The 20150-nt window shown below is 41.0% G+C and carries 18 protein-coding genes and 1 other RNA gene; 9 read left to right on the forward strand and 10 right to left on the reverse strand.

What is annotated here, in order from left to right; all coding sequences use genetic code 11:
• Positions 1–10 precede the first annotated feature (10 nt).
• The 5 genes from FRX45_RS02600 to FRX45_RS02615 form a co-directional block, all read right to left on the reverse strand.
• Positions 11–844 carry a PIG-L deacetylase family protein gene (locus FRX45_RS02600; RefSeq protein ID WP_152266819.1) on the reverse strand — a complete coding sequence of 278 codons (834 nt, stop codon included), beginning with the start codon at positions 842–844 and terminating at the stop codon, positions 11–13.
• Between the two features lie 348 nt (positions 845–1192).
• The gene (locus FRX45_RS02605) at positions 1193–3847 is read right to left on the reverse strand and encodes a CehA/McbA family metallohydrolase (RefSeq protein ID WP_152266820.1); all 2655 of its coding nucleotides are present in this window, start codon (positions 3845–3847) and stop codon (positions 1193–1195) included.
• Positions 3848–4185: 338 nt separating this feature from the next.
• Positions 4186–4308 (reverse strand): hypothetical protein, encoded by a 123-nt coding sequence (locus FRX45_RS23685; protein ID WP_262884195.1) that lies wholly within the window; start codon positions 4306–4308, stop codon positions 4186–4188.
• Positions 4309–4569: 261 nt separating this feature from the next.
• On the reverse strand, positions 4570–4902 hold the full coding sequence (locus FRX45_RS02610) for a hypothetical protein (RefSeq protein ID WP_152266821.1): 333 nt from the start codon (positions 4900–4902) through the stop codon (positions 4570–4572).
• Positions 4903–4939: 37 nt separating this feature from the next.
• On the reverse strand, positions 4940–5176 hold the full coding sequence (locus FRX45_RS02615; protein ID WP_152266822.1) for a hypothetical protein: 237 nt from the start codon (positions 5174–5176) through the stop codon (positions 4940–4942).
• A gap of 329 nt (positions 5177–5505) precedes the next feature.
• Between FRX45_RS02615 and FRX45_RS02620 the strand changes: the two genes are divergently transcribed.
• The 3 genes from FRX45_RS02620 (at position 5506) to FRX45_RS02630 (ending at position 9984) form a co-directional block, all read left to right on the forward strand.
• A complete protein-coding gene (locus FRX45_RS02620; RefSeq protein ID WP_152266823.1) occupies positions 5506–6735 on the forward strand; it encodes a M14-type cytosolic carboxypeptidase in 1230 nt (409 codons plus the stop codon).
• Positions 6736–6756: 21 nt separating this feature from the next.
• The gene (locus tag FRX45_RS02625) at positions 6757–8355 is read left to right on the forward strand and encodes a DUF4832 domain-containing protein (RefSeq protein ID WP_193311559.1); all 1599 of its coding nucleotides are present in this window, start codon (positions 6757–6759) and stop codon (positions 8353–8355) included.
• A 267-nt stretch (positions 8356–8622) separates the two neighbouring features.
• Entirely contained in the window at positions 8623–9984 is a 1362-nt protein-coding gene (locus FRX45_RS02630) for an aminotransferase class III-fold pyridoxal phosphate-dependent enzyme (protein ID WP_152266825.1), read from the forward strand.
• Between the two features lie 175 nt (positions 9985–10159).
• Here FRX45_RS02630 and FRX45_RS02635 read toward each other — a convergent pair whose 3' ends face one another.
• Entirely contained in the window at positions 10160–10750 is a 591-nt protein-coding gene (locus FRX45_RS02635; RefSeq protein ID WP_152266826.1) for a Uma2 family endonuclease, read from the reverse strand.
• Positions 10751–11120: 370 nt separating this feature from the next.
• Here FRX45_RS02635 and FRX45_RS02640 point away from each other — a divergent pair, with 370 nt between their 5' ends.
• Entirely contained in the window at positions 11121–11801 is a 681-nt protein-coding gene (locus FRX45_RS02640; RefSeq protein ID WP_152266827.1) for an ATP-binding cassette domain-containing protein, read from the forward strand.
• Between the two features lie 26 nt (positions 11802–11827).
• On the opposite strand, the gene FRX45_RS02645 is transcribed toward FRX45_RS02640, so the two are convergent.
• Entirely contained in the window at positions 11828–13063 is a 1236-nt protein-coding gene (locus tag FRX45_RS02645; RefSeq protein WP_152266828.1) for an ABC transporter permease, read from the reverse strand.
• A gap of 43 nt (positions 13064–13106) precedes the next feature.
• Between FRX45_RS02645 and FRX45_RS02650 the strand changes: the two genes are divergently transcribed.
• The 4 genes from FRX45_RS02650 (at position 13107) to FRX45_RS02665 (ending at position 16964) form a co-directional block, all read left to right on the forward strand.
• Positions 13107–14399: a type IX secretion system plug protein gene (locus FRX45_RS02650; protein WP_152266829.1), complete on the forward strand. Its 1293-nt coding sequence runs from the start codon at positions 13107–13109 to the stop codon at positions 14397–14399.
• 182 nt (positions 14400–14581) lie between these two features.
• An RNA gene (gene ffs / locus FRX45_RS02655) (signal recognition particle sRNA small type) lies at positions 14582–14680 on the forward strand.
• Positions 14681–14745: 65 nt separating this feature from the next.
• Positions 14746–15405 carry a fructose-6-phosphate aldolase gene (fsa, locus tag FRX45_RS02660; RefSeq protein WP_152266830.1) on the forward strand — a complete coding sequence of 220 codons (660 nt, stop codon included), beginning with the start codon at positions 14746–14748 and terminating at the stop codon, positions 15403–15405.
• Between the two features lie 200 nt (positions 15406–15605).
• The gene (locus FRX45_RS02665) at positions 15606–16964 is read left to right on the forward strand and encodes an MATE family efflux transporter (RefSeq protein ID WP_152266831.1); all 1359 of its coding nucleotides are present in this window, start codon (positions 15606–15608) and stop codon (positions 16962–16964) included.
• A gap of 58 nt (positions 16965–17022) precedes the next feature.
• On the opposite strand, the gene FRX45_RS02670 is transcribed toward FRX45_RS02665, so the two are convergent.
• Positions 17023–17601 (reverse strand): DUF4142 domain-containing protein, encoded by a 579-nt coding sequence (locus FRX45_RS02670; RefSeq protein ID WP_152266832.1) that lies wholly within the window; start codon positions 17599–17601, stop codon positions 17023–17025.
• Positions 17602–17876: 275 nt separating this feature from the next.
• On the opposite strand from FRX45_RS02670, the gene FRX45_RS02675 reads away from it, so the two are divergent.
• Positions 17877–18158: a hypothetical protein gene (locus tag FRX45_RS02675; RefSeq protein WP_152266833.1), complete on the forward strand. Its 282-nt coding sequence runs from the start codon at positions 17877–17879 to the stop codon at positions 18156–18158.
• A gap of 128 nt (positions 18159–18286) precedes the next feature.
• Here FRX45_RS02675 and FRX45_RS02680 read toward each other — a convergent pair whose 3' ends face one another.
• Both FRX45_RS02680 and FRX45_RS02685 read right to left on the reverse strand, forming a co-directional pair.
• A complete protein-coding gene (locus tag FRX45_RS02680) occupies positions 18287–18955 on the reverse strand; it encodes a YdcF family protein (protein WP_152266834.1) in 669 nt (222 codons plus the stop codon).
• Between the two features lie 43 nt (positions 18956–18998).
• Positions 18999–20132, reverse strand: a complete 1134-nt coding sequence (locus FRX45_RS02685) for a glycoside hydrolase family 76 protein (protein ID WP_152266835.1) — start codon at positions 20130–20132, stop codon at positions 18999–19001.
• Positions 20133–20150: the final 18 nt, after the last annotated feature.

Consider the following 20150-nt stretch of genomic DNA (forward strand, 5'->3'; position numbering starts at 1 on the left):
TGTATTTCTGTTACTTAAAAATATCATTACTTACGTAACCGGCGTTCGTATAAGGTCTTAAATAAACAGTATCCTTATTCATATTATTCATCCAAAGTTCATTATCATCTAATTCTTCAGGAGGATACTGAGAGGTGTTGCAACGCATGGCTTCTCTTGCGATTTTATTTTCATCTTTGCTGCACCATATACGAATAGGCAAATACTTTTTCTCTACTGATTTATAACCCCTGTGATAATCCATTGATATCTGGGACTTATACGCAGGTTCATCTCTCCAATGTTCTGTTGGAATGGCAGTATAAAATAATTTTTCAAAATGTGAAGACTGGCCGGACTGGAAAATTTCGGTAACCACCGCGCCAACCATCCTGTGATCGGGATGACCTGAACCACCCTCGGCTCCCCATGTGATAACGATATCCGGTTTATAGATAGTAAAGACGCTGTCTAATCTTTCCCTTAAAATGGAAAGCGCATTCCAGTTGGTTAATTTGCCATCTCCCAAACCAAGCATAATGGGTGGATTTATACCCAGCGTTTTGCACGTGCATTCCGTTTCCCCGGCCCTAACATTGGCAAGCGAATCTCCCGCCGGTATTTTAGCATGTTCCCTAACGCCCCTATCGCCCCTGGTAGCAATCGTTAAATACACTTTATGTCCCTGCGATGCAAGCTTTGTAAGCAATGGGCTCACGTCAATCTCATCATCGGGATGCGCAAACACTGCCATCACTGTTTTATGTGTAGCGTTATTTTCTGTTGTAGTTTCTGAAGAGGATTGTTGTTTGTTGTCACAGCTAAAAAATAGAATACATGCCGCATACAGGAAATAATTTTTCATTTGTTTTAGTTATGAATTGACGAATATTTTTTTATCGCATACACAGCAGGATCGCAGGAACACATAGGTTTATTTTGATTTATAGCGTTAGGCATTGAGGTCGCGAAGGCATCTCTACATATTTTAGCATAAGTGCAACATAAATTCCTCCAAAGTCGGAATGACAAGCTGTGGTGCTACTATAATCTGTATTGAAGAAGTTCGGCAATATACATTACTGAACATTTCTGCCACAGCTCAATCATCCTCCTGTTGCTTGCCACCCCGAGGCACGAGGGGTCTATACGCTGAATTACTGCATGTTTTTATACAGGTATGTATGTTATTGCAAAATTTCATATTATCCAATCACCTGCCGGTATTCATAATACCGGTATAGTAATCTCTCGCCTGCTGATAATGCATCCTCACCTGGTCAAGTGTTTCAGGAAAAAACTTTTTCCATTTTCCTTCATTAGCAATATTGGCTAATATATGATCTATCCATCTCACAAAATACATCGCATCTTCTTTGTCCGCCATGATATTTTCGCCACCAATATATACATATACCGGAGAGGTATGCGTATGATATTCGTTTCCGCTTACCCGCCTGGCGGCAATCCAGGAGCTTTTATCAACCACATAGCTTGTTTTCAGCGCAAAAGGTTTGCCGGGAGTAGCAGCACCACCTGCGGCATTTGCAATAACTTTTCCGTTACATAATATTTCAATTTCCCCTTTTGAACCGTTCTCCGTATTCCATGTAACTTCAATATTTATTTTTTGCTTTCCAGGAAACTGAATTGACGCACCGGGTGCTTGATCACCATTCACTTTTAAATCGATAAATTCTTTATCACCCAACCTTGATATGACCGTCTTCCCTTCGCGTATCGCTTCAATCCAGTTGTTATAAGTGAGATTGGTATTAACATGGGCGTAAGTTCGTACGGTTCCCAGCGGCTCAAAATTATTACATGGAAAATCCGTGCCCGCAGCAAGCCCCAGCTTGATACCGCAGTTGAGCATCCTGTAGTATACATCGAGAGATTGTTTCCCAAAATATGATCCGCCATTCGGAGAATACGATCCAAAAACATCTGTTGAAACAAAATCAATATTCTTTAATGCCGCTTCCACCGGCAGGTCAACAGGAATGCAGCAGTTCAGCTCCGCAGGTATATTTTCATTGAGATATTCCAGGTGAGCGAAGCCTCTTACCGCGTTTTGTTTTTTGGCCCATTCTAATATTGTATAGGGAGATTCCGCCCACATTTGTTCCGCCTGCGTTAACCCAAGCAATACCAGGTGTCCGCCCAATGCCTGTTTAGCGAAATTCGTATACGTTGCATCCCAGTGCCATTCGGCATCCCAGCGAACAATGGCTTCGGGAGTGGATTGTGCCGCGTCTTTACCTGTAACCAGTTTCAGATCTGTTTCGGCGTTGTATACTTCACCATTCCCCATATCTGCAAGCACGGAAATAACCGACAGTCCATTCTTTTTCATAGCAGCGGTTAAAGAATCTACTGAATATACGGGAGTGCCTCCACCGCAATTCCTGTGCATATGTATGTCGCCCGCATACCATCCTTTCTCTTTTAATTTGTTGTTGAGTGTTCCTGCACCCGAAGTAGTAGCAGGTTCAGCAACCAGTGTGTATATACAATTTGCCGGAACTACTATTTTTAATTTTCCATTCTTACCAGGCAAATATGTTTTTTGAGTTTTGAGATTATTAAGACTATCTGTAAAAATGAGCCGCACCGATTCAATACCCGGAAAATTATCCAATGATATTTCAATCTTCGCTGCCTTATTGTATGGATTAAGCCCAACTATTACAGGTGCATTCCGCGAGGGATTGAAGAAAGCAAGCGCAGGCGCTTTACTATCGCTGCTTTGCAATTCTATCAGCCATGAACCGGGGGTTACATATTTTGATATTTGGGAGATGGCAAAAAAATGTTTTCTGGGAGTATAGGTTTTATTTTCTTTATTGTATCCCAATATTCCCCAATAGCTAAACAGGCTGGGCGCGTGATGATCATAATAACTGTCATACCCTTCCCATACCATTGCCGCGGCCGCGCCATTCTTCAGCAGATCCAGCAAATATCCCATGCATTGCGCCGCGAACTGATAATTATAAGCAGTCATAATGCCGTCATCCAATCCATCTCTCCATGCATTCCATTCGGTAACCCAGAATTTTTTATCAGGAAATTCAGAGTGCTTTATCAGGGAATCTACAGGAGCATAATAACCGCTATAACTATGAACGGCAAAGCGGCTGATGCGGGACATGATGAGCGAATCCTTCATCATTTCCGGGATATAGCGGTCAACGCTATTGTTCATTCCGGCCGCATCCGGGCCAACAAAGCGGATATCATTCATCCCGCTTTGCTTTACCCGCATTATAATTTTTCTCATGATGGCCACATACCTGAATTCATTGAGCCTTGGACCTTCTTTTTGAATATCAGATTCGTTAAAAGGGGCTACCAGTCCAAATTTTAAATGTTGGTTATTCCTGGCATACTGTAAAAAAGAAACAAACATTTCTACAAACTCATCTTCCTGCCTGGGATCTACCGTCTCCCCTCCCATCCATGCGGGGAGATATCCCATCAGGTTGATCATGATATTATGAGAGATGCCTTTTTTATTGAGGTAGGCGATTGTTTTCCATACGCTGGTAAACTTTGTTGTTGCATAAAGGCTGTCGTAGTATTTCCAGTTATATACAAACGGGTCGTCATTATCATTAACATCTTCCCATTCTTTTGGTGTTTCTACAATTACACGAAAGATTTTTGCCTGCATGGAGTCAACCAACAAATCAATAGCAGGCTTCAGCTCATCCTCTTTCCAACTCCGCGAATTGATATTAACGCCTATGCCATCTATAGTCTGCAACCGGTTAAGCCCATTTACAGCCATTTTAATGTTTTGCTGCGAATAAGTATATGTACTAAAAACAAAACAGGTAATCAGCAAAGTAAACCTTACAGGCATATAGAAATTGTTTGATAATGTTTAATTTTCTTCTACTCGTCGTTCCATATTTCACCTAATCAAAATTAAACGTATCAATATATCAACTGTTAATCAATTTGGACAAAGTAGTAACCTATTTTGTCTTTACGTTATGAGGGGAAGTATCAATCCAAGCATATTTATTACTATAAGCCAGGCAGTATTACTACTATGAAGCCCAATTGCCCGCCCGGATGACTCTGGTCGGACTGGCGTCGCACTCTTCAACGTTCGGCAATGCTATTCGGCAATGCCAGAAGAGTATTCTATTTTCAGCGATTTTTTTATACAGAGAAGTCCTTTGCAATAAACATTCATTATTCCTGCGACCGTGGTTTCAGCCATTCCATATAATTGTCGCGGTGAATAACAGCAGTCCCTGATGGCTTATACGCTTCTACAAACGACTTCGGAAAACTTGCTTTTTTATCGTTAAGCATAAAATAGAGGCGATGTTTTTATAGTTAACTATAATTTAATCGCATAAATATCGAAAACTGCAGAAAGGACGGCTTTTGATGATAATCGCTAACCGGATATGCAATCCGGCGCTGATCTGAATTCCCTGTACAGATATACACATTGGTTGAGAACCTCGAAAATCTTGCTCAAACAGCTATCCATAGCTCCCATACCGTTTCATCAACAATAAATTATATACTGGGAGGCTCTTTTTTTTAAAGAAATGGCAACATGAAACCTTAGTTTAGCTTTACCACAAGTTCTCTTGCTTCTTCTAATACTTCCTCCTGTGGTATGATAATTTCCTTTTCATATTTGGCAATCAAACCACGTTTTGGCATTTTCGTGTTTCTTAATTCGTATATTAGGTAATTATAGAGCCATATATCTTGCCATATAAATGGCTTAGTCCTGAAAAATTCAATATCAAAATGCTTTTTAATGGTGTCCATGAATATCTTATCACCCATTACCTTTTTCTTGGCAAGTTCATTTTTTAACACTTCGGCTTGATCTTCCGTGAGATAATTTTTAACAGCCACGTATATGATCACTTGAGGAGAGAATTTCATTTTTGAACTATTTAAATACTGCTTTTACTATGGGGGGTCATAGATGTCCCTTTTTACAGTCATTTAATACCGCTAATAATTCAGACTTAGCTGAATCAAAATACCACTCATCAGAAGGGTTTTCACTAAACATTTCTATTTCATCTTCAAACACTTCCTGTAGTTCTCTCAAACAAAAATCAAGATGTTCTCTGTCATCAAGTTTATATGCGATTTCTCTTGATTTCCTATATATGTTTTTGATTTCTATTATCGAAGTATTAGTGAATTCCAAGTTCAAAGTTGTGCCTCTAACTCTTGAAATACTTTAGTCACTGTTTCTTTATCCATTGGTTTGTCCATTTTAATATCTTCCAGTTTAAGTAGCAATTGCAATTTTCTTCTGCTCTTAAATGACTGCGTTCATTTAATTAGGGTTTATCATTGTTTAGCTTTTCCCTACTCTTCAGACGAAAGATAGAAAAAATACACGCTTAATGGATTTTTATAATCGTGTTTTTCATATCGCGGTTATGCGTTTTATATACTATTTTGAACAAAATAAGATAATGAATAGCTGAAATAGATGAAAAATCGCGTATGCATTACCTATAAATTTGACCCATGGAGTTAAGGGTATTTTTTTACATAACGATTATTGTTGCATTTTCGGGTATGGGTTGTAAGTCTGCCAAAAGCAGCCATGCTGCCAACTCATCCCCTATTGCAGTAAGCAGCGATTTTGATTCGGGCAGTATTGATACTTTGTGGGAATCAAAACCGAATTTTCTCTCCGGTTGGCCTATACACTGGAAACAAAAAAGCAGCAGCGATGATCAATACTATTGGTTTTATTTCAAACTCAATAATGTAGTCAACAAGGATATTACCATTACATTAGATAGCCTGGCGGGTATTTACAGGGGTGGTCCACACCTTATTTATACCAAAGCCACCCAGCCTGTTTATTCCTATGATCAAAAAAACTGGGATAGAATAGCGGATGTGAAATACGATACGAAACTCCATACGCTCACATTCCGTAATCTGTTTACCAGAGATTCCGTTTGGATAGCGTATGCCCACCCATTTTCTTATGGACAGGAATCAGCGTTGATTGATTCCATTTCCGGCAAACCATTTTTAACCATTGAAACATTAGGCACAACCCAGCAGCGCAGAAATATTCATTTACTAACGGTTACGGATACCTCGATTCCGGATGCCGGAAAGAAAGTAGTGTTTATTACAACACTGCAACACGCCGGTGAATACTGTGGCGGATATGTAGTATCAGGACTTCTCAATTTTCTTCTTTCTGATGATGAAAATGCCGCTATTGCAAGAAAGACTACAATTTACAAGATCATCCCTATGATGAATCCTGATGGTATTTTTCATGGCATAACAAGGTTCAATGGCAACTATGAAGACCTGAACCAGGAATGGGATGATGACTTTACCGATACCCTTCATCTGCCTGTTGAACCTGAAGCAGCCTGCGTAAAAAAATGGATACGCGGCTGGCGAAGTTCAGGACGACATATTGACCTGGCTCTCGATATTCACAGCCAGGGACAACAAGGCGCTATGAACCTGTTGCATACACCCGAAGGCATGTTAGCTGATCTCACCCCACATTTTAATAAGTATTGGCCTGTAAAATATATTCCTATGGAATTTTCAGGATCGCTGAACGATTGCCTGGCAAAGGAGTTTCATATCTCTTCAGGTACCTTTGAAATACCACAATCAAGAATTAAAAATGAAGCATATCTCACGATAGACGATTATTATAATTATGGCAAAGGCATTGGGCTGGGAATTACAGACTATTTTTTAAAAAACAGGTAGCATATGTACAATTTTTTTTGCATGAACCATCAATCAGAGGATAGTTTTTATGATGAACCTAACAGTATTGCTACTATGAGACCCAATTGCGTCGCACTCTTCAACACGCTGTTCTCTATTGAGCATAAAAAAAGCATCATAAAAAAAGTTGGTTTTTTCACTTTATTATTATTGCTGTTCAATTCATTTTCTTTCTCACAAGCCCTGGGTACGGATCCTGAAAAAGGCAGGGGCACTTACAAAAACCGCACATTTTTCAATCTCGAAAGATATTGGGATACGGCTAAAGTTTGTTCGAATCCGCACAAAGGATGGAGCGTTCATTATTTCAGTAATAGTATATCAAACTATGGAAACCACCTGGCGCCCAACGATTCCCTGCCCGATTTCCCGGGATTGAATGATATTTATTTCAGGCTGGCATGGAGCTATCTCGAACCAAAGGAGGGCGTTTATAACTGGACATTGATAGATACCCTTATTCAAAAATGGGTAAAATGGGGGCATACCGTTTCCTTTCGCATTACCTGCAAAGAAACGAATATCGTATACGCCACTCCCGAATGGGTGAGGCTTGCAGGCGCCAAAGGAACCTTCGTCAATCATCCCGATCTCAAAATAAAAGCCTGGGCGCCGGATTATGATGACCCGGTTTTTATGCAGAAGCTGAACAACTTTCATAAAGCATTTGCTAACCGTTACGATGGCAAACCCTGGGTGGAGTATGTTGATATTGGCAGCTTAGGCGACTGGGGTGAAGCGCACACTGCATATTCAGGCTGGAAGGATATCCCGGTAGAGATTCTGAAACAACATATTGACATGTATAAACGCTGGTATAAGAAAACAACCCTTATCATCAGCGATGATGCAATAGGGCAGCGCGATACGGATGACGGATCGGATTATATCATATTTGACTACGCCTTAAAAAACGGTATTGGATTCAGGGATGACAGCGGGAATGTGAAGTGGTATAAAACCCTGGGATTCGGACCATCGTGCATCCGTACGCCGGAACTTTTTTCTGCTACATACAAAAAACTTCCTGTGGTGCTTGAGTCGGATCATTACGGAGATGTTGTTGAAGGCAATATGTGGAATAATGGTGAAGGTCTGCTGAAAGCGGTATACGAAACGCATGCTTCGCTTGTGGGGTTTCACTATTATCCCCGGGAATGGCTTAAAGAAAATTACGATTATGCAAAAAAGATAACAAACATTGCCGGCTACTGGTATTTCCCCAAATTCGCTATGCTGCCGGATACCTTGCGCAAAAACAGTGAGCATAATTATTTGCGGCTCACATGGGAAAATCATGGCGTGGCGCCCGCCTATCATAGGTTCATCCTGTCTGTGGCGCTGATCAGTAAATCAGGTGGAAAAAGGTTTGTGCAGAAACTAACGGGTTCGGATTGCCGAAACTGGCTGCCGGGGGAAATCATTGCCGAACAGCACCCCCTTACTATAAATAAAAACATGCAACCAGGCATTTACGGTATAGCCATCGGCTTACGGGATGAATGTGGCTTTCATAACAAAGCTATTGAGCTGCCCATGAAAGATAGCAGGAAATTGGAGGGAGGATTGTATAAGATAGGAGAAATTGTAATAAACTAATTAAGCCAGGCCCTACATGTCTTTTTTCACCACATAGACACAGTAGGATCATAGAAAAGCATAGGATATTGTTTTGTTCCAAAAACTATGTGTACCTATGTTTCGATGCTTCTATATTTTTCAAAAAAACCAGGTGAATTATAAAAAAATGAAGTCAACGGCGTATTTATTTTTGATGTCCGTAAGATAGCTTTAAAAGGAGGCATCGTACAGAGCTTGATCTTTAATTTTGTATGGATATTAACACACAAAAAAAAGATAATCAAAATGACTGAAAATATCCCACCACAAACACTGTCTTCAGATATACTCCGGGATAACCTGGATTATACCCTGTTTTCATGGAGTAAGCAAAAAGGAATTAATCCTATACTGGTGGAGAAAGGACAAGGTGTTTATTTTTATGACTATGAAGGGAAAAAATACCTTGACTTTTCATCCGGGTTAATGAATGTCAATATTGGGCACGGGCACCCGCGGGTTGCGGCTGCCGTGTTGCAGCAAATGAACCAGGTGAGCTATGTTACACCGTCTTGCGCAACAAAAGTACGTGGAGACCTCGGCAAAAAACTCTCCGAAATTGCACCGCCAGGTATAACCAAAACTTTATTTACTACGGGCGGTGCGGAAGCAATTGAAAATGCTATAAAGCTGGCAAGACTCTATACAGGCAAACATAAAATTTTGGCCCGGTACCGCGCCTTTCATGGCGCTTCTTATGGTGCGATGAGTGCTGGCGGAGATCCAAGAAAGTTACCACACGACAGTCAACAGGTTGGAAACATTGTTCATATAGAAGATCCTTATTGCTATCGCTGTCCCTGGTCGCAACCCGGACCGGATACCTGCGGCCGTGAATGTGTAAGCCATATCGAACGCGTAATACAATTTGAAGGTACTGAAACCGTCGCTGCCATTATTATGGAGGGAGAAAGTGGTACTTCGGGTTGTATCAAATATCCTGAAGGATACCTGAAGCAGGTGAGAGCGCTCTGCGACAAATATGACATCCTGTTTATTGCAGATGAGGTAATGAGTGGCTTTGGAAGAACCGGTCATTGGTTTGCCGTTAACGCTCACGGTGTAATACCTGATATGATTGCAACAGCAAAGGGAATAACGGCCGGCTATTTGCCACTTGGAGCGCTTATGGTGAGCGATAAAATTGCTGCCCGGTTTGATGACCAGGTATTATGGCTTGGATTAACCTATTCCGCGCACCCGGTAAGCTGTGCTGCGGCGCTGGAAGTATTAAAAATTTATGAAGACGAGAACATGATTGCCAACGCGGCGGAGATGGGAAGGTATATAGACAGGCGTATGAAGGAAATGCAAGCTATTCACCCGTGCATTGGCGATTTTAGGAATACCGGTTTATTGGGTTGTATTGAATTGGTTAAAAACCGGGTTACAAAAGAACCAATGGCTCCGTATAATGCTACCGCATCAGAAATGAGTATAATGAATGAAGTAGCCGCCTGCCTGAGAAAACTTGGTATGTATACTTTTGTGCGGTGGAATTATATTTTTATTGCGCCACCACTTTGCATTACCGTTGAACAAATTGAAGAAGGGCTGACTATTATTTCCGAAGCATTAAAGATTGCGGATAAGCATTGCTATTTATAAACGACAGCAGGTATATAAAATACAACAAAAAAACGACCGGCGTACCGCCGGCCGTTAAAAAACAATATCCTTTCCTATTTGCTGATAATGATCTGCCTTGAACGGGCAGGCTGACTTCCTTCAAGTACCTGTGGTATATACGGGGATTCCATCCCTCTCCAAAATCTAAATGAAGCTACAACAGTTTTGTTCCTTCATAAATATCGTGCAGGGGTATGGCAAGATCAACTACAGGAATTGCCAGTACTTCATTTAACGATTTATAGTCCTCCAGTTCCCAGTGACCGGAGGCGTTTATGCGAAAGGCCTCTATCGCAATACTTTCCGAATCAATCAGGATATATGCTTCAAGAGTAGGAATATCACGGTAAAGTCTGAACTTTTCACCACGATCGTAGCCCTTGGTGGAAGGCGACAGTATTTCAATGATCACCGTTGGTTCAATGGTATAGTCATCGCTTGTTTCTTCTTCAATTACATCCCGGCAAATAATTGAAATATCAGGATAGGTAAACAATGTGTTTTCAGGAATATGAATCCGCAAATCGCTGCCATAAGGCTGGCATTGCTTCCCCTGCAGCCGCATACCAATACCTATCATTAAATTCTTTGCTATCACATTATGCCTCACGCTGGCTCCTGCCATAGCAAATAGCTCTCCCCTGTAATATTCATGCTTTTGGAGGGCAGTGCTTTCCCATTCTAAGTATTCTTCGGGTGTTAATTTATTTTTTCCGTAAGCTACAGTAGGTTCACGTAGTTCCATAATGCTATCAATTTACAAAATTATTTTTAAAAAAGATAGCATTACGAAGTCGTCCGAAATTTTATAGTTTAGATCAGTATATTTCAATTTGAATCAACCAAAAGTTGCTCCTGTTTTTAAAATATTATACAGACGTCAATAAGTTCAACCTGCTTATATCACTCATTGTATTAATAATCGGTCAAAGTCCATCGGCGAGCATTATCAGTTTTTGCAGTTTTGGAATGGTGGCTTCGTTTATCATATACCGTTATTATTACAACATCCAATATTACTTTTACGCCAACGCGGGACTTTCCAAAAATAAATTAATGGTGCAGGTAGCAGTCGTCAATGCAATACTTTCAATGCTTATATTTTTAATAACCGCATGACTCATCAGCTAAGCATAAGCGCAATCGGCCATTGCTTCGGTACAAAAAAGATACTGGAAGACATTAGTTTCGAATGCCGCACAGGTGATATAACAGGACTTTTCGGGCGAAACGGCTGTGGTAAATCTACCCTGCTGAATATACTGTTTGGAACATTAAAACCTGCATCAGGAAGTATACGGATAAATGATGCGCTTCAGCGGAATAACATCATCCGGAAACTAATAAGTTATAGCCACCAGGAAATATTCCTGCCTCAAAATATCACTGTAAGAAATGTGATCCCCTTGTATTTCCCCGCCGGGGAAGATCAGAATAAAATATTCTATTCACCCGGTGTACACCATATGGAAACTACCAAAGTGGGTCATCTTTCATTGGGAGAGCAGCGATACCTGCAATTTTTACTGATCATTCATTTAAATCATCCTTTTGTTTTATTAGATGAACCTTTCTCCATGGTGCAACCCGCGTACCGGGAGATCATCAAAGAAAAGATACGGGAACTGCAAACAGTAAAAGGGTTTATAATAACCGATCACTACTATAAAGATGTACTGGATATTGCCACAAAAAAATTATTGATGAAATCCGGGAAAATAATACCCGTTAATGATGAATATGATCTGTCTGCTGCAGGCTATCTCCCCGCCAGGCAGTATGGAAATAACATGTAAATTCCATAACTATACACCCGCTGCCTTTACCTGAACTGCACCGCCTTGGCTGGCTGTATTCTGCGGCTAACCAATGAAGGAATTAATAAAGTAAGTGTACACACCAGCAGTGTACCAGCAACTACAAGCAACACCTGCCACCATATTATTTTAACCGGTACTACCAGCATGTAATAAGCATTCTCATCCCAGAACGTAAGAAACCCTGTTTTTTGCTGCAATACACAAATTCCCAAACCAATAACCAATCCCAGGAAAATGCCCACTGCCGTAATGATAACGCCCTGCATTGTAAATATTTTCTGCACCGTCCAGTCTGTTGCGCCTACTGCTTTTAAAACACCGATCATCCTGGTGCGTTCCAGCACCATAATAATTAAGCAGGTTATGAGGTTTATGATGGCAATAATGATCATTACGCCAAGCACTACATCGCGGTTAACATCCTGCAGTTGCAGCCAGTCAAAAATATTTGGATAAATATCCCTGATGGTTTTGCTTCCCCATTCACTGGGCAGGGCTTCAAATATTTCATTGTTTACCCGGTCCATTGCATGGTAATCCTTTAAAAAAATTTCATACCCTCCTATTTCACCACCATCCCAGCCGTTCAGCCTTTGTACCAGCGTCAGATCACCAATGGCATACAACTTGTCGTATTCCTCCATATTGGTTTTATATAACCCTACAATAGTCAGTTTGTCCGGACGCGGCTTTTGATCCTCACCTTTAAAAAAATAGATCAATACCCTGTCATTTACTTTCAGTTGTAACTGCTTTGCCGTATACTCCGATATTACAATTTCGCGGCTGTAAGAACTATCATTGAATTTTACCCACCTTCCGGCAGTAAGGAACTGCCGCATGGAGCTGAAATCATATTCATTGCCTACACCTTTAAAAAGAACGCCCTCAATAGATTCCGGGGTTTTAAGAATGGCATACTTGGTGGCAAAAGACTGCACCTGTTTTACCCCTTCTATTTTATATAATTCACTAACAATCGTATCATTTTTCAGGATAGGCGATTCTTCCGCAATGGCCGCTTTATACTGTTCATAATGCTGTACCCGCAAGTGCCCCCAAAAGCTAAATATTTTTTGGCTAACCGCTTCCTGGAAACCATTTACAAAAGCCAGTGTCATAATCATCACCGCCACGCTGATAGCAGTTGCGGCTATTGCCAGCCTGATGATAAAACGCGAAAACGAGCGCTCCCTGTTAAATGCTATCCGCCTTGCTATAAATGAAGCTATATTCAATCCCTGCGATTTTACTAAATTGTGAAGATAAAAGAATTAGCCGATGTATAAACGTTACTTTGTTGCGTGCTGTGTTTTCTGCCTGCTTTTTTGTATAAAATTGTATGCGCAGCGGGAGCCGGATAAGATATTTCAAAAAAATATCAAAACCGTTCAGCTTAACCTGTACGGGGATCAAACGGCTTACCCCATAATAAAACTGAACAGCGGCGATATGCTGCAACTGGATTTTGATGACATGGACGGCGATATCAAAAACTATTACTACAATATTGAATTGCGTAATGCGGATTGGTCGGCCGTGCAAATGGGTTATTTTGATTATGCCAAAGGATATACCAATCAGCGCATATCTACCTACCGCCGTTCGGCGCAGGTGCTTACCAGGTATACCCATTACCAGTTGGTATTTCCGGGCAGGGATATTATGCCCACCAAAGCCGGAAATTATGTACTAAAGGTTTTTTTAGATGGCGACACTTCAAAACTGGCATTCACCAGGCGATTTTTAGTTACCGATGCGGGCATAGCAGTATCGGCGCAGGTTCAGCAGCCCTTTGGTCAGCAGTTTTTCAGAACACACCAGAAAGTACAATTTACAGTAAATGCGGGCAGGTTAAATGTAAGCTACCCGCAACAGCAAATAAAAGTGGTGATCCTGCAAAACAACCGTTGGGATAACCGCATACAAAATATAAAGCCCAGTATTGTACGTAACAATATGTATGAATACAATACCGAGAAAGATGGTATTATGCCCGCCATGCGGGAATGGCGATGGCTCGACCTTACCAGTTTTCGTTTGCTTAGTGACAGGGTAAGGCGCCAGGAGAATACCAATACTGCTTATGATCTGTATGTGGTACCCGATCCATCGCGTAATACCCAGCGGTATATTTATTATAAAGATTATAATGGCATATATGCGGCATTGACCAATGAAAACGTAAATCCCTACTGGAATGGCGATTATGCTACGGTGCATTTTACATATAAAACGCCTACCAATACACCGTATACCAAAGATCTGTATCTTATTGGGCAAATTACCAATTATGGAACGGACGATAGTGCTAAAATGCGCTGGAACCAGCAACAAAGCGCCTACGAGACCACGCTGCAACTTAAACAGGGTTACTATGATTATGCTTACGCCCTGGCAGATGGTAAAAGCAATCCTCCCAAATTTATTACAGATGAAACGGAAGGCAATATATGGGAAACAGAGAACCAATACAGCATATTGGTATATTACCGTGAACTGGGCGGAAGGTATGACCAGTTGATGAATGTAACGGTAATCAATTCGATGATGAACCGGCCCGGGCAGTTTTAGGAATCAGAATTTGAAATTTGAAATTTAATATTTGAGATTGCATCCTACTCCGGAGTCATACATAAGCAGTAATTGCTGCTCATAGCTGATCTGACAGCCCCTTTGGATTTCGAATTTAGTGATTTCGGATTTTATTCGCTTCTGGGAATTTGTCTTTTGGTGCTTCCTTCGTATCTTTGCAGCGGCAAGTCTTATACGACCAGCTCCTGCTGAACTCCCCCAGGACCGGAAGGTAGCAAGGGTAGGTGGTTGAGCGGTGCGATGTAAGTAACTTGCCTTTTTTTATTCTTATATTCGTTCTCTTATTTATACAACATTTAAACGAATCAAAGCAAATATTAAGGTTATGAAATTTTTTATTGATACAGCCAACCTGGCGCAAATTAAAGAGGCCCACGAATTAGGTATATTAGATGGCGTTACAACCAACCCTTCCTTAATGGCTAAAGAAGGCATTAAAGGTGATGAAGCTATAAGAAATCACTATAAAACCATTTGTGAACTGGTAGACGGAGGAGATGTGAGCGCGGAAGTAATTTCCACAGACTTTGAAGGTATTGTTGCCGAAGGAAAGATATTAGCGGCTATTCACCCTAGTATAGTAGTAAAAGTACCTATGATTAAAGATGGTATAAAAGCATTAAAATGGTTTTCCGACAATAGCATTAAAACCAATTGCACACTGGTATTTTCTGCCGGGCAGGCTATTCTGGCCGCCAAAGCAGGCGCCAATTATGTGTCTCCGTTTATTGGCAGAATAGACGACAGCAGTTGGGATGGCATGGAACTGATTGGGCAAATTGCACAGATATACGCCCTGCAGGGATTTAAAACAGAGATATTAGCGGCTTCCATTCGCAGCTCATTGCATATTGTAAGAGCAGCCGAATTAGGCGCCAACGTATGTACCTGCCCATTGGAACCCATTTTAGGTTTACTGAAACATCCTTTAACCGATATTGGCCTAGCCAAATTTTTAGAAGATGCCAAAAAAATGCAGCATTGATGGGATAAAGGGGAATAGTGAGTAGTGAGCATGTTCAAAAAAAATTACAAGTCCGGGAGCGCATTCCGGGCTTTTTTTATTGCTGCCGGGGGAATAGCTAAAACCGGGTGGCTGGTTCGCCGGTACAGCAGGCTACCGTTTCACCCCTCCCTCCTCCTTTCTTTTCACTATTTTACTGTAGGTTTGCGCCCCACATATATATGTCCGGCAAATCAGACAATATTGATCTCAGGCTAACAGTTTCTTACAGGCAGATATTAAAGATCGCTTTGCCTATTTCCGCTGCATTACTGGTGCCCCAGGTTAATTTTATTACCAACAATATTTTTTTAGGTGGTTTAGGTGAACGCGAATTGGCCGCGGCCGGTATAACAGGCGTTTTCTACCTGATATTTGCAGGCGTTGGCTTTGGACTGAATAATGGTTTGCAAGCTTTAATTTCACGGCGTGCCGGAGAAAACAGGATAGGCGATATCGGCAAAATCTTTTCACAGGGCGTATTCATTGCTTTGGCCATAGCATGCATTGGCATACTATCCACCTATCTTATTGCACCCGTTATTTTCCGGCTTACTATTCATTCAGAAGAAACCTACAACATGTGCATGGGGTTTCTGAAGATACGGATATGGGGACTTCCTTTTTTGTATTTGTACCAGATGCGAAATGCACTATTAGTGGGCACTAACCATAGCCGTTACCTTATTGCCGGCACCGTAGCAGAAACGATTGCTAACGTGTTTTTTGACTATGTACTGATATACGGCCAATGGGGATTCCCCCAATTGGGATTTAATGGCGCCGCTATTGCATCTATTATTGCTGAATTTACAGGCATGTTTGTAGTGTTTGCCGTAATTCACTGGAAAGGATTCCACAAAATCTTTTCCTTATATCAGCACCGGAATTTTGACAAGCCTGTTACAAAATTAATATTGGTGCAGTCTTCCCCCCTGATCTTCCAGTATGCTATCAGCATTATTAGCTGGCAATTCTTTTATATTCTGATAGAGCACCATGGACAACGCGATCTTGCTATTTCAAACACCATGCGCAATATATTTGGCTTTTTTGGAGTGTTTACCTGGGCCTTTGCCGCCACCAGCAATACCATGGTGAGCAATATAATCGGGCAGGGGCTTAAAGAAAAAGTAATTCCCCTTATTCATAAAATCGTTCACGTTAGCATTGCACTGGCCGTAACAACCTGTATCGCATTAAATCTTTTTCCACATTTATTTTTATCGGTTTATGGCCAGGGCGAAGATTTTATACAGTCGGCCATGCCCGTATTGCGGATCGTTTCAAGCGCGCTTATCCTGATGTCGTTTGCAACAGTTTGGCTTAATGCAGTTACCGGCACAGGCAATACAATAATAAATCTTGCTATTGAATTTATCGCTATCGCACTATACAGCATATATGCTTATGTGGTATTGGAAAAATTGCAGATGGCTATTACATGGGGATGGGCAGCAGAATGGATATACTGGAGCACCATGTTTCTTTTATCATACCTGTATATTAAAAGCGGGCGCTGGAAGAAGAAAATTATTTGACTTCTGCATCGGTTAGGCCAAAGAGCATATCTGACTTAAACTGTGGTGCTTTGTTGTTCTATTTATACATTTTTTTGAGTACCCTGGCAGAATCGAGGTGTTTATTTAATTGAGGCAAAGCATTGTCAATAAGCGTTTTTACCTCTGCATTATTTACATCCTTTGATGCATGCTCAAATAATTGAATCGTTTTTTCATGACCCTTAACCATCATATCCAGGAAATCCTTATCAAAATCTTTCGCCTTGTGCTTATTCAGCAATTGTAATTTCGTTTGCATCTCTTCATTCGGTGGGGGCTTAAGCACAACATGTAATCCTGAAGAGATTGCCTGCAACTGGTCGTTCAGAACGCCGTGATCATTCACTATCATATCTGCGTAGTCCTTTACGTTCCTGCTTATCGCTTTTTCTTTCGCCAGTTTTGCAAGCTGCATTTCAGTCATGCCTCCACTCACAGCATTCACCAGGAAATCAGCACTTTTTTTATCAACAGGCGCTGCATCCTGTTTCAGGTTGTCATCATAATTTGCAGTATTCGCTGAATCCGCTTTCTCCGCGATATCCTTCCCCGGATTATTATTGCAGGAAGTGAATGCTATTACAATAGTTATGAGTATAGATAATTTGCTTTCCATAACGTGGATTTAAAAAATCAAAGAGCCCGGTATTGGTATCGAAAATTCCGTGCCATTGCAACAATGAATACCAATATGCTATTATTGAGATTCCCTGTGTATTATTTCACCGGGCAACTAATAGTCGTCGGATTTTGGGTGAAAGCGGGGAAAATCATACACAGTTAGGTGAATTTCACAACTCACTACAGCCTGATAAGCAACTTATTTTATCTGTATGGACGGATGGCTCATTTATTGACACAGTTTGTTATTATTCATTAAAACACTATTATATGAAACATTTCATGCTTAAGCGGCTTATCAATTATATTGGAACCCTGTTGTTATTTTCCATGCTGCCCATGGTGATCTTTGCTCAGGAACAAGTGCAAATAAATGAACAGGAAGTGAGCTCCTGGTTTGGCAGAAACTGGATGTGGATTGCCGGCGGCACTATTTTGCTGCTACTGATCTTTCTTTTTAGCGGAAACAGCTCCAGGCGTAAAACAACCACTATTATAAAAGACGACAATGGAAATGTTAAGCAAGTAACCACAACCGAAGTGCGCGAATAGATAAAGCGCGACTATGACATAAGGAAAAGTGCATATCGTTGCACTTTTTTTATTCAATCGGCGGGATCATTTTCACGCATAAAAGTATTGTTGCCGGATTGCGAAATTTGGCTGTTGCACTTTATTGGTTACTTAGCTCCATAAGCTGTTGTATCTATATTTCCGCGAAGCGTTCCCTTCAACCTTTTCCAGAAACTCTCCCGCTCTTTAATTGAAATAAAATTGGGTTTAAAGGCTTCCTGGTATTTTATATCAGGATCAATCATTGCCGGCTCTATGACTTTCATAGTATCTATCACCATTGGAATGAAGCTCATCTCTGAATTTACTTTTTTGCGAACATAGCGCCGCAATAATTTTGTTTGAAAAGGATCGGAAGCAAGCGCTATATGTTCAAAACCCAATTGCTGTGCTTTTTTATATCCATAATAAGCATTCTCGGTACTGTGCTCTGCCTTTGTTTCAGTGTAAATATTTTTTGCGGGAATGCCAATGGCTTTTGCATACATCGCCATTATTTCCGCTTCATAATAAGCGGTATATACTGCCGAACCGGAGTACATGATATTTTTGGCAATCCCTTTATCAAACAGGTATTTAGACCAGTAGATTCTTCCCTTCATCGTACGGTTCCATTTGCCGTTTTCAAAAGGAACGCCGGGAACAATAATTACATCAAACGGGCCGCTGCTTTTGGCTTTTTGTAACAATTGCCGGGTTGCTTTGGCCGAATAACTGCATGACAACGCACCAAGCACAACTGCAGCGGGAAGCATAAATAAAATAATTCTACGCATACGAAGAATAACGATTAAAGCACAGCAACAGAAAAACGATACGCTACAACGAATATTTCTTTTCAAGCCAGGCTAACCGGGCCAATATCTCCAGCATACCGGCCTGCCCAACCAAATCAACAACCTTTTTATTTTCCATTAATCCCTGGCTGTTTTTCTTTTGGAGCAAAGCGTAATCAGTGCATTTTTTGAAAGCCCTGATGTATTTTAGATCTTTAACATGCAAAAGCAAATGCTGGTAAGCCCTGAGCAATACCGCGTTAAACCAATAGCTGTCCCTGAACTTTGCCGAATCTAAAAAATAATGCATGGACGAATCTGCTACCGCTATAACTGCTTCAAGATATTGCGGATCATTGGTAAGCTCATATAACCAGAGCCCCGATTGCATCATTGTGCCGGTGTTGTAAGAATATTTTTTCTCATCTACCTTATAGGTCGTAGCAGATATGTTATCGTAGTATAATCCTGATGGAGCCTGCAAATAACTGTTCACCCAGTTATAAAGGAGCAAAGCGGTGTCCTGGTATTTTTTGTTTCCAGTTGCCTTATACAATTGCAGGGCAAGTATAATTCCCGGCCCGTTCGAACATGTGTTTTTAGAATTTAATTTGCCTTCCTGCCAATATAAACCGCCGCCCGTTGCCGTATCGAAAGCGGTCATCATAAACCGGTATATTTCTTTACTATCCTTAATGTAAGCAGCTTTGCCTGTACGCTTATATGCATCCATTAATGCAATCCCTATCCATTGATTGTCATCGTAAAACCTGTCCCCACCTCCAAGCACAGGGATATAAGATGCATAGCCCGGAGCGGGAGCTGAAGTATCATAATATTTTCGGATAAGCGAAAAAGTGGAATCAAATAAATGCTGACTGGCCGGTATTACTTTATCTATCTCGTTATAAGCCTGCAATAAAGCGCATAAGGGCCACAGGTAGGAAGCGGGATTCTTATTCTCCTCCGGGTATATGCTTTCGCGGTAGTAACCCGATGCGGAATCATAAAAATAGTGCCGGATACTTTGCTGCAATTGCAGCATTTGCTTTTGATAATAACCGGGTTTGTTTCCTGGCTTATTCTGATTGTCCTGCGCAAATATGCCGGCACATGTACCAAAGAGCAATAAAAAGAGAAGCAAAAAACGAACAGGTCTTATGAAGAAACAATACATCGTTGCTAAAATTCTAAT

Origin of the sequence: Agriterribacter humi, assembly GCF_009192765.1 — a bacterium.
GTDB classification, from domain to species: Bacteria; Bacteroidota; Bacteroidia; order Chitinophagales; family Chitinophagaceae; genus Agriterribacter; species Agriterribacter humi.

Coding starts and splice junctions, on each gene's coding strand:
- FRX45_RS02605 (WP_152266820.1), bottom strand. CDS start 3,847: ATGCCTGTAAGGTTTACTTTGCTGATTACCTGTTTTGTTTTTAGTACA.
- fsa (WP_152266830.1), top strand. CDS start 14,746: ATGAAATTTTTTATTGATACAGCCAACCTGGCGCAAATTAAAGAGGCC.
- FRX45_RS02625 (WP_193311559.1), top strand. CDS start 6,757: ATGAACCATCAATCAGAGGATAGTTTTTATGATGAACCTAACAGTATT.
- FRX45_RS02685 (WP_152266835.1), bottom strand. CDS start 20,132: ATGTATTGTTTCTTCATAAGACCTGTTCGTTTTTTGCTTCTCTTTTTA.
- FRX45_RS02635 (WP_152266826.1), bottom strand. CDS start 10,750: ATGGAACTACGTGAACCTACTGTAGCTTACGGAAAAAATAAATTAACA.
- FRX45_RS02680 (WP_152266834.1), bottom strand. CDS start 18,955: ATGCGTAGAATTATTTTATTTATGCTTCCCGCTGCAGTTGTGCTTGGT.
- FRX45_RS02675 (WP_152266833.1), top strand. CDS start 17,877: ATGAAACATTTCATGCTTAAGCGGCTTATCAATTATATTGGAACCCTG.
- FRX45_RS02670 (WP_152266832.1), bottom strand. CDS start 17,601: ATGGAAAGCAAATTATCTATACTCATAACTATTGTAATAGCATTCACT.
- FRX45_RS02630 (WP_152266825.1), top strand. CDS start 8,623: ATGACTGAAAATATCCCACCACAAACACTGTCTTCAGATATACTCCGG.
- FRX45_RS02620 (WP_152266823.1), top strand. CDS start 5,506: ATGGAGTTAAGGGTATTTTTTTACATAACGATTATTGTTGCATTTTCG.
- FRX45_RS02650 (WP_152266829.1), top strand. CDS start 13,107: ATGTATAAACGTTACTTTGTTGCGTGCTGTGTTTTCTGCCTGCTTTTT.
- FRX45_RS02600 (WP_152266819.1), bottom strand. CDS start 844: ATGAAAAATTATTTCCTGTATGCGGCATGTATTCTATTTTTTAGCTGT.
- FRX45_RS02665 (WP_152266831.1), top strand. CDS start 15,606: ATGTCCGGCAAATCAGACAATATTGATCTCAGGCTAACAGTTTCTTAC.
- FRX45_RS23685 (WP_262884195.1), bottom strand. CDS start 4,308: ATGCTTAACGATAAAAAAGCAAGTTTTCCGAAGTCGTTTGTAGAAGCG.
- FRX45_RS02640 (WP_152266827.1), top strand. CDS start 11,121: ATGACTCATCAGCTAAGCATAAGCGCAATCGGCCATTGCTTCGGTACA.
- FRX45_RS02610 (WP_152266821.1), bottom strand. CDS start 4,902: ATGAAATTCTCTCCTCAAGTGATCATATACGTGGCTGTTAAAAATTAT.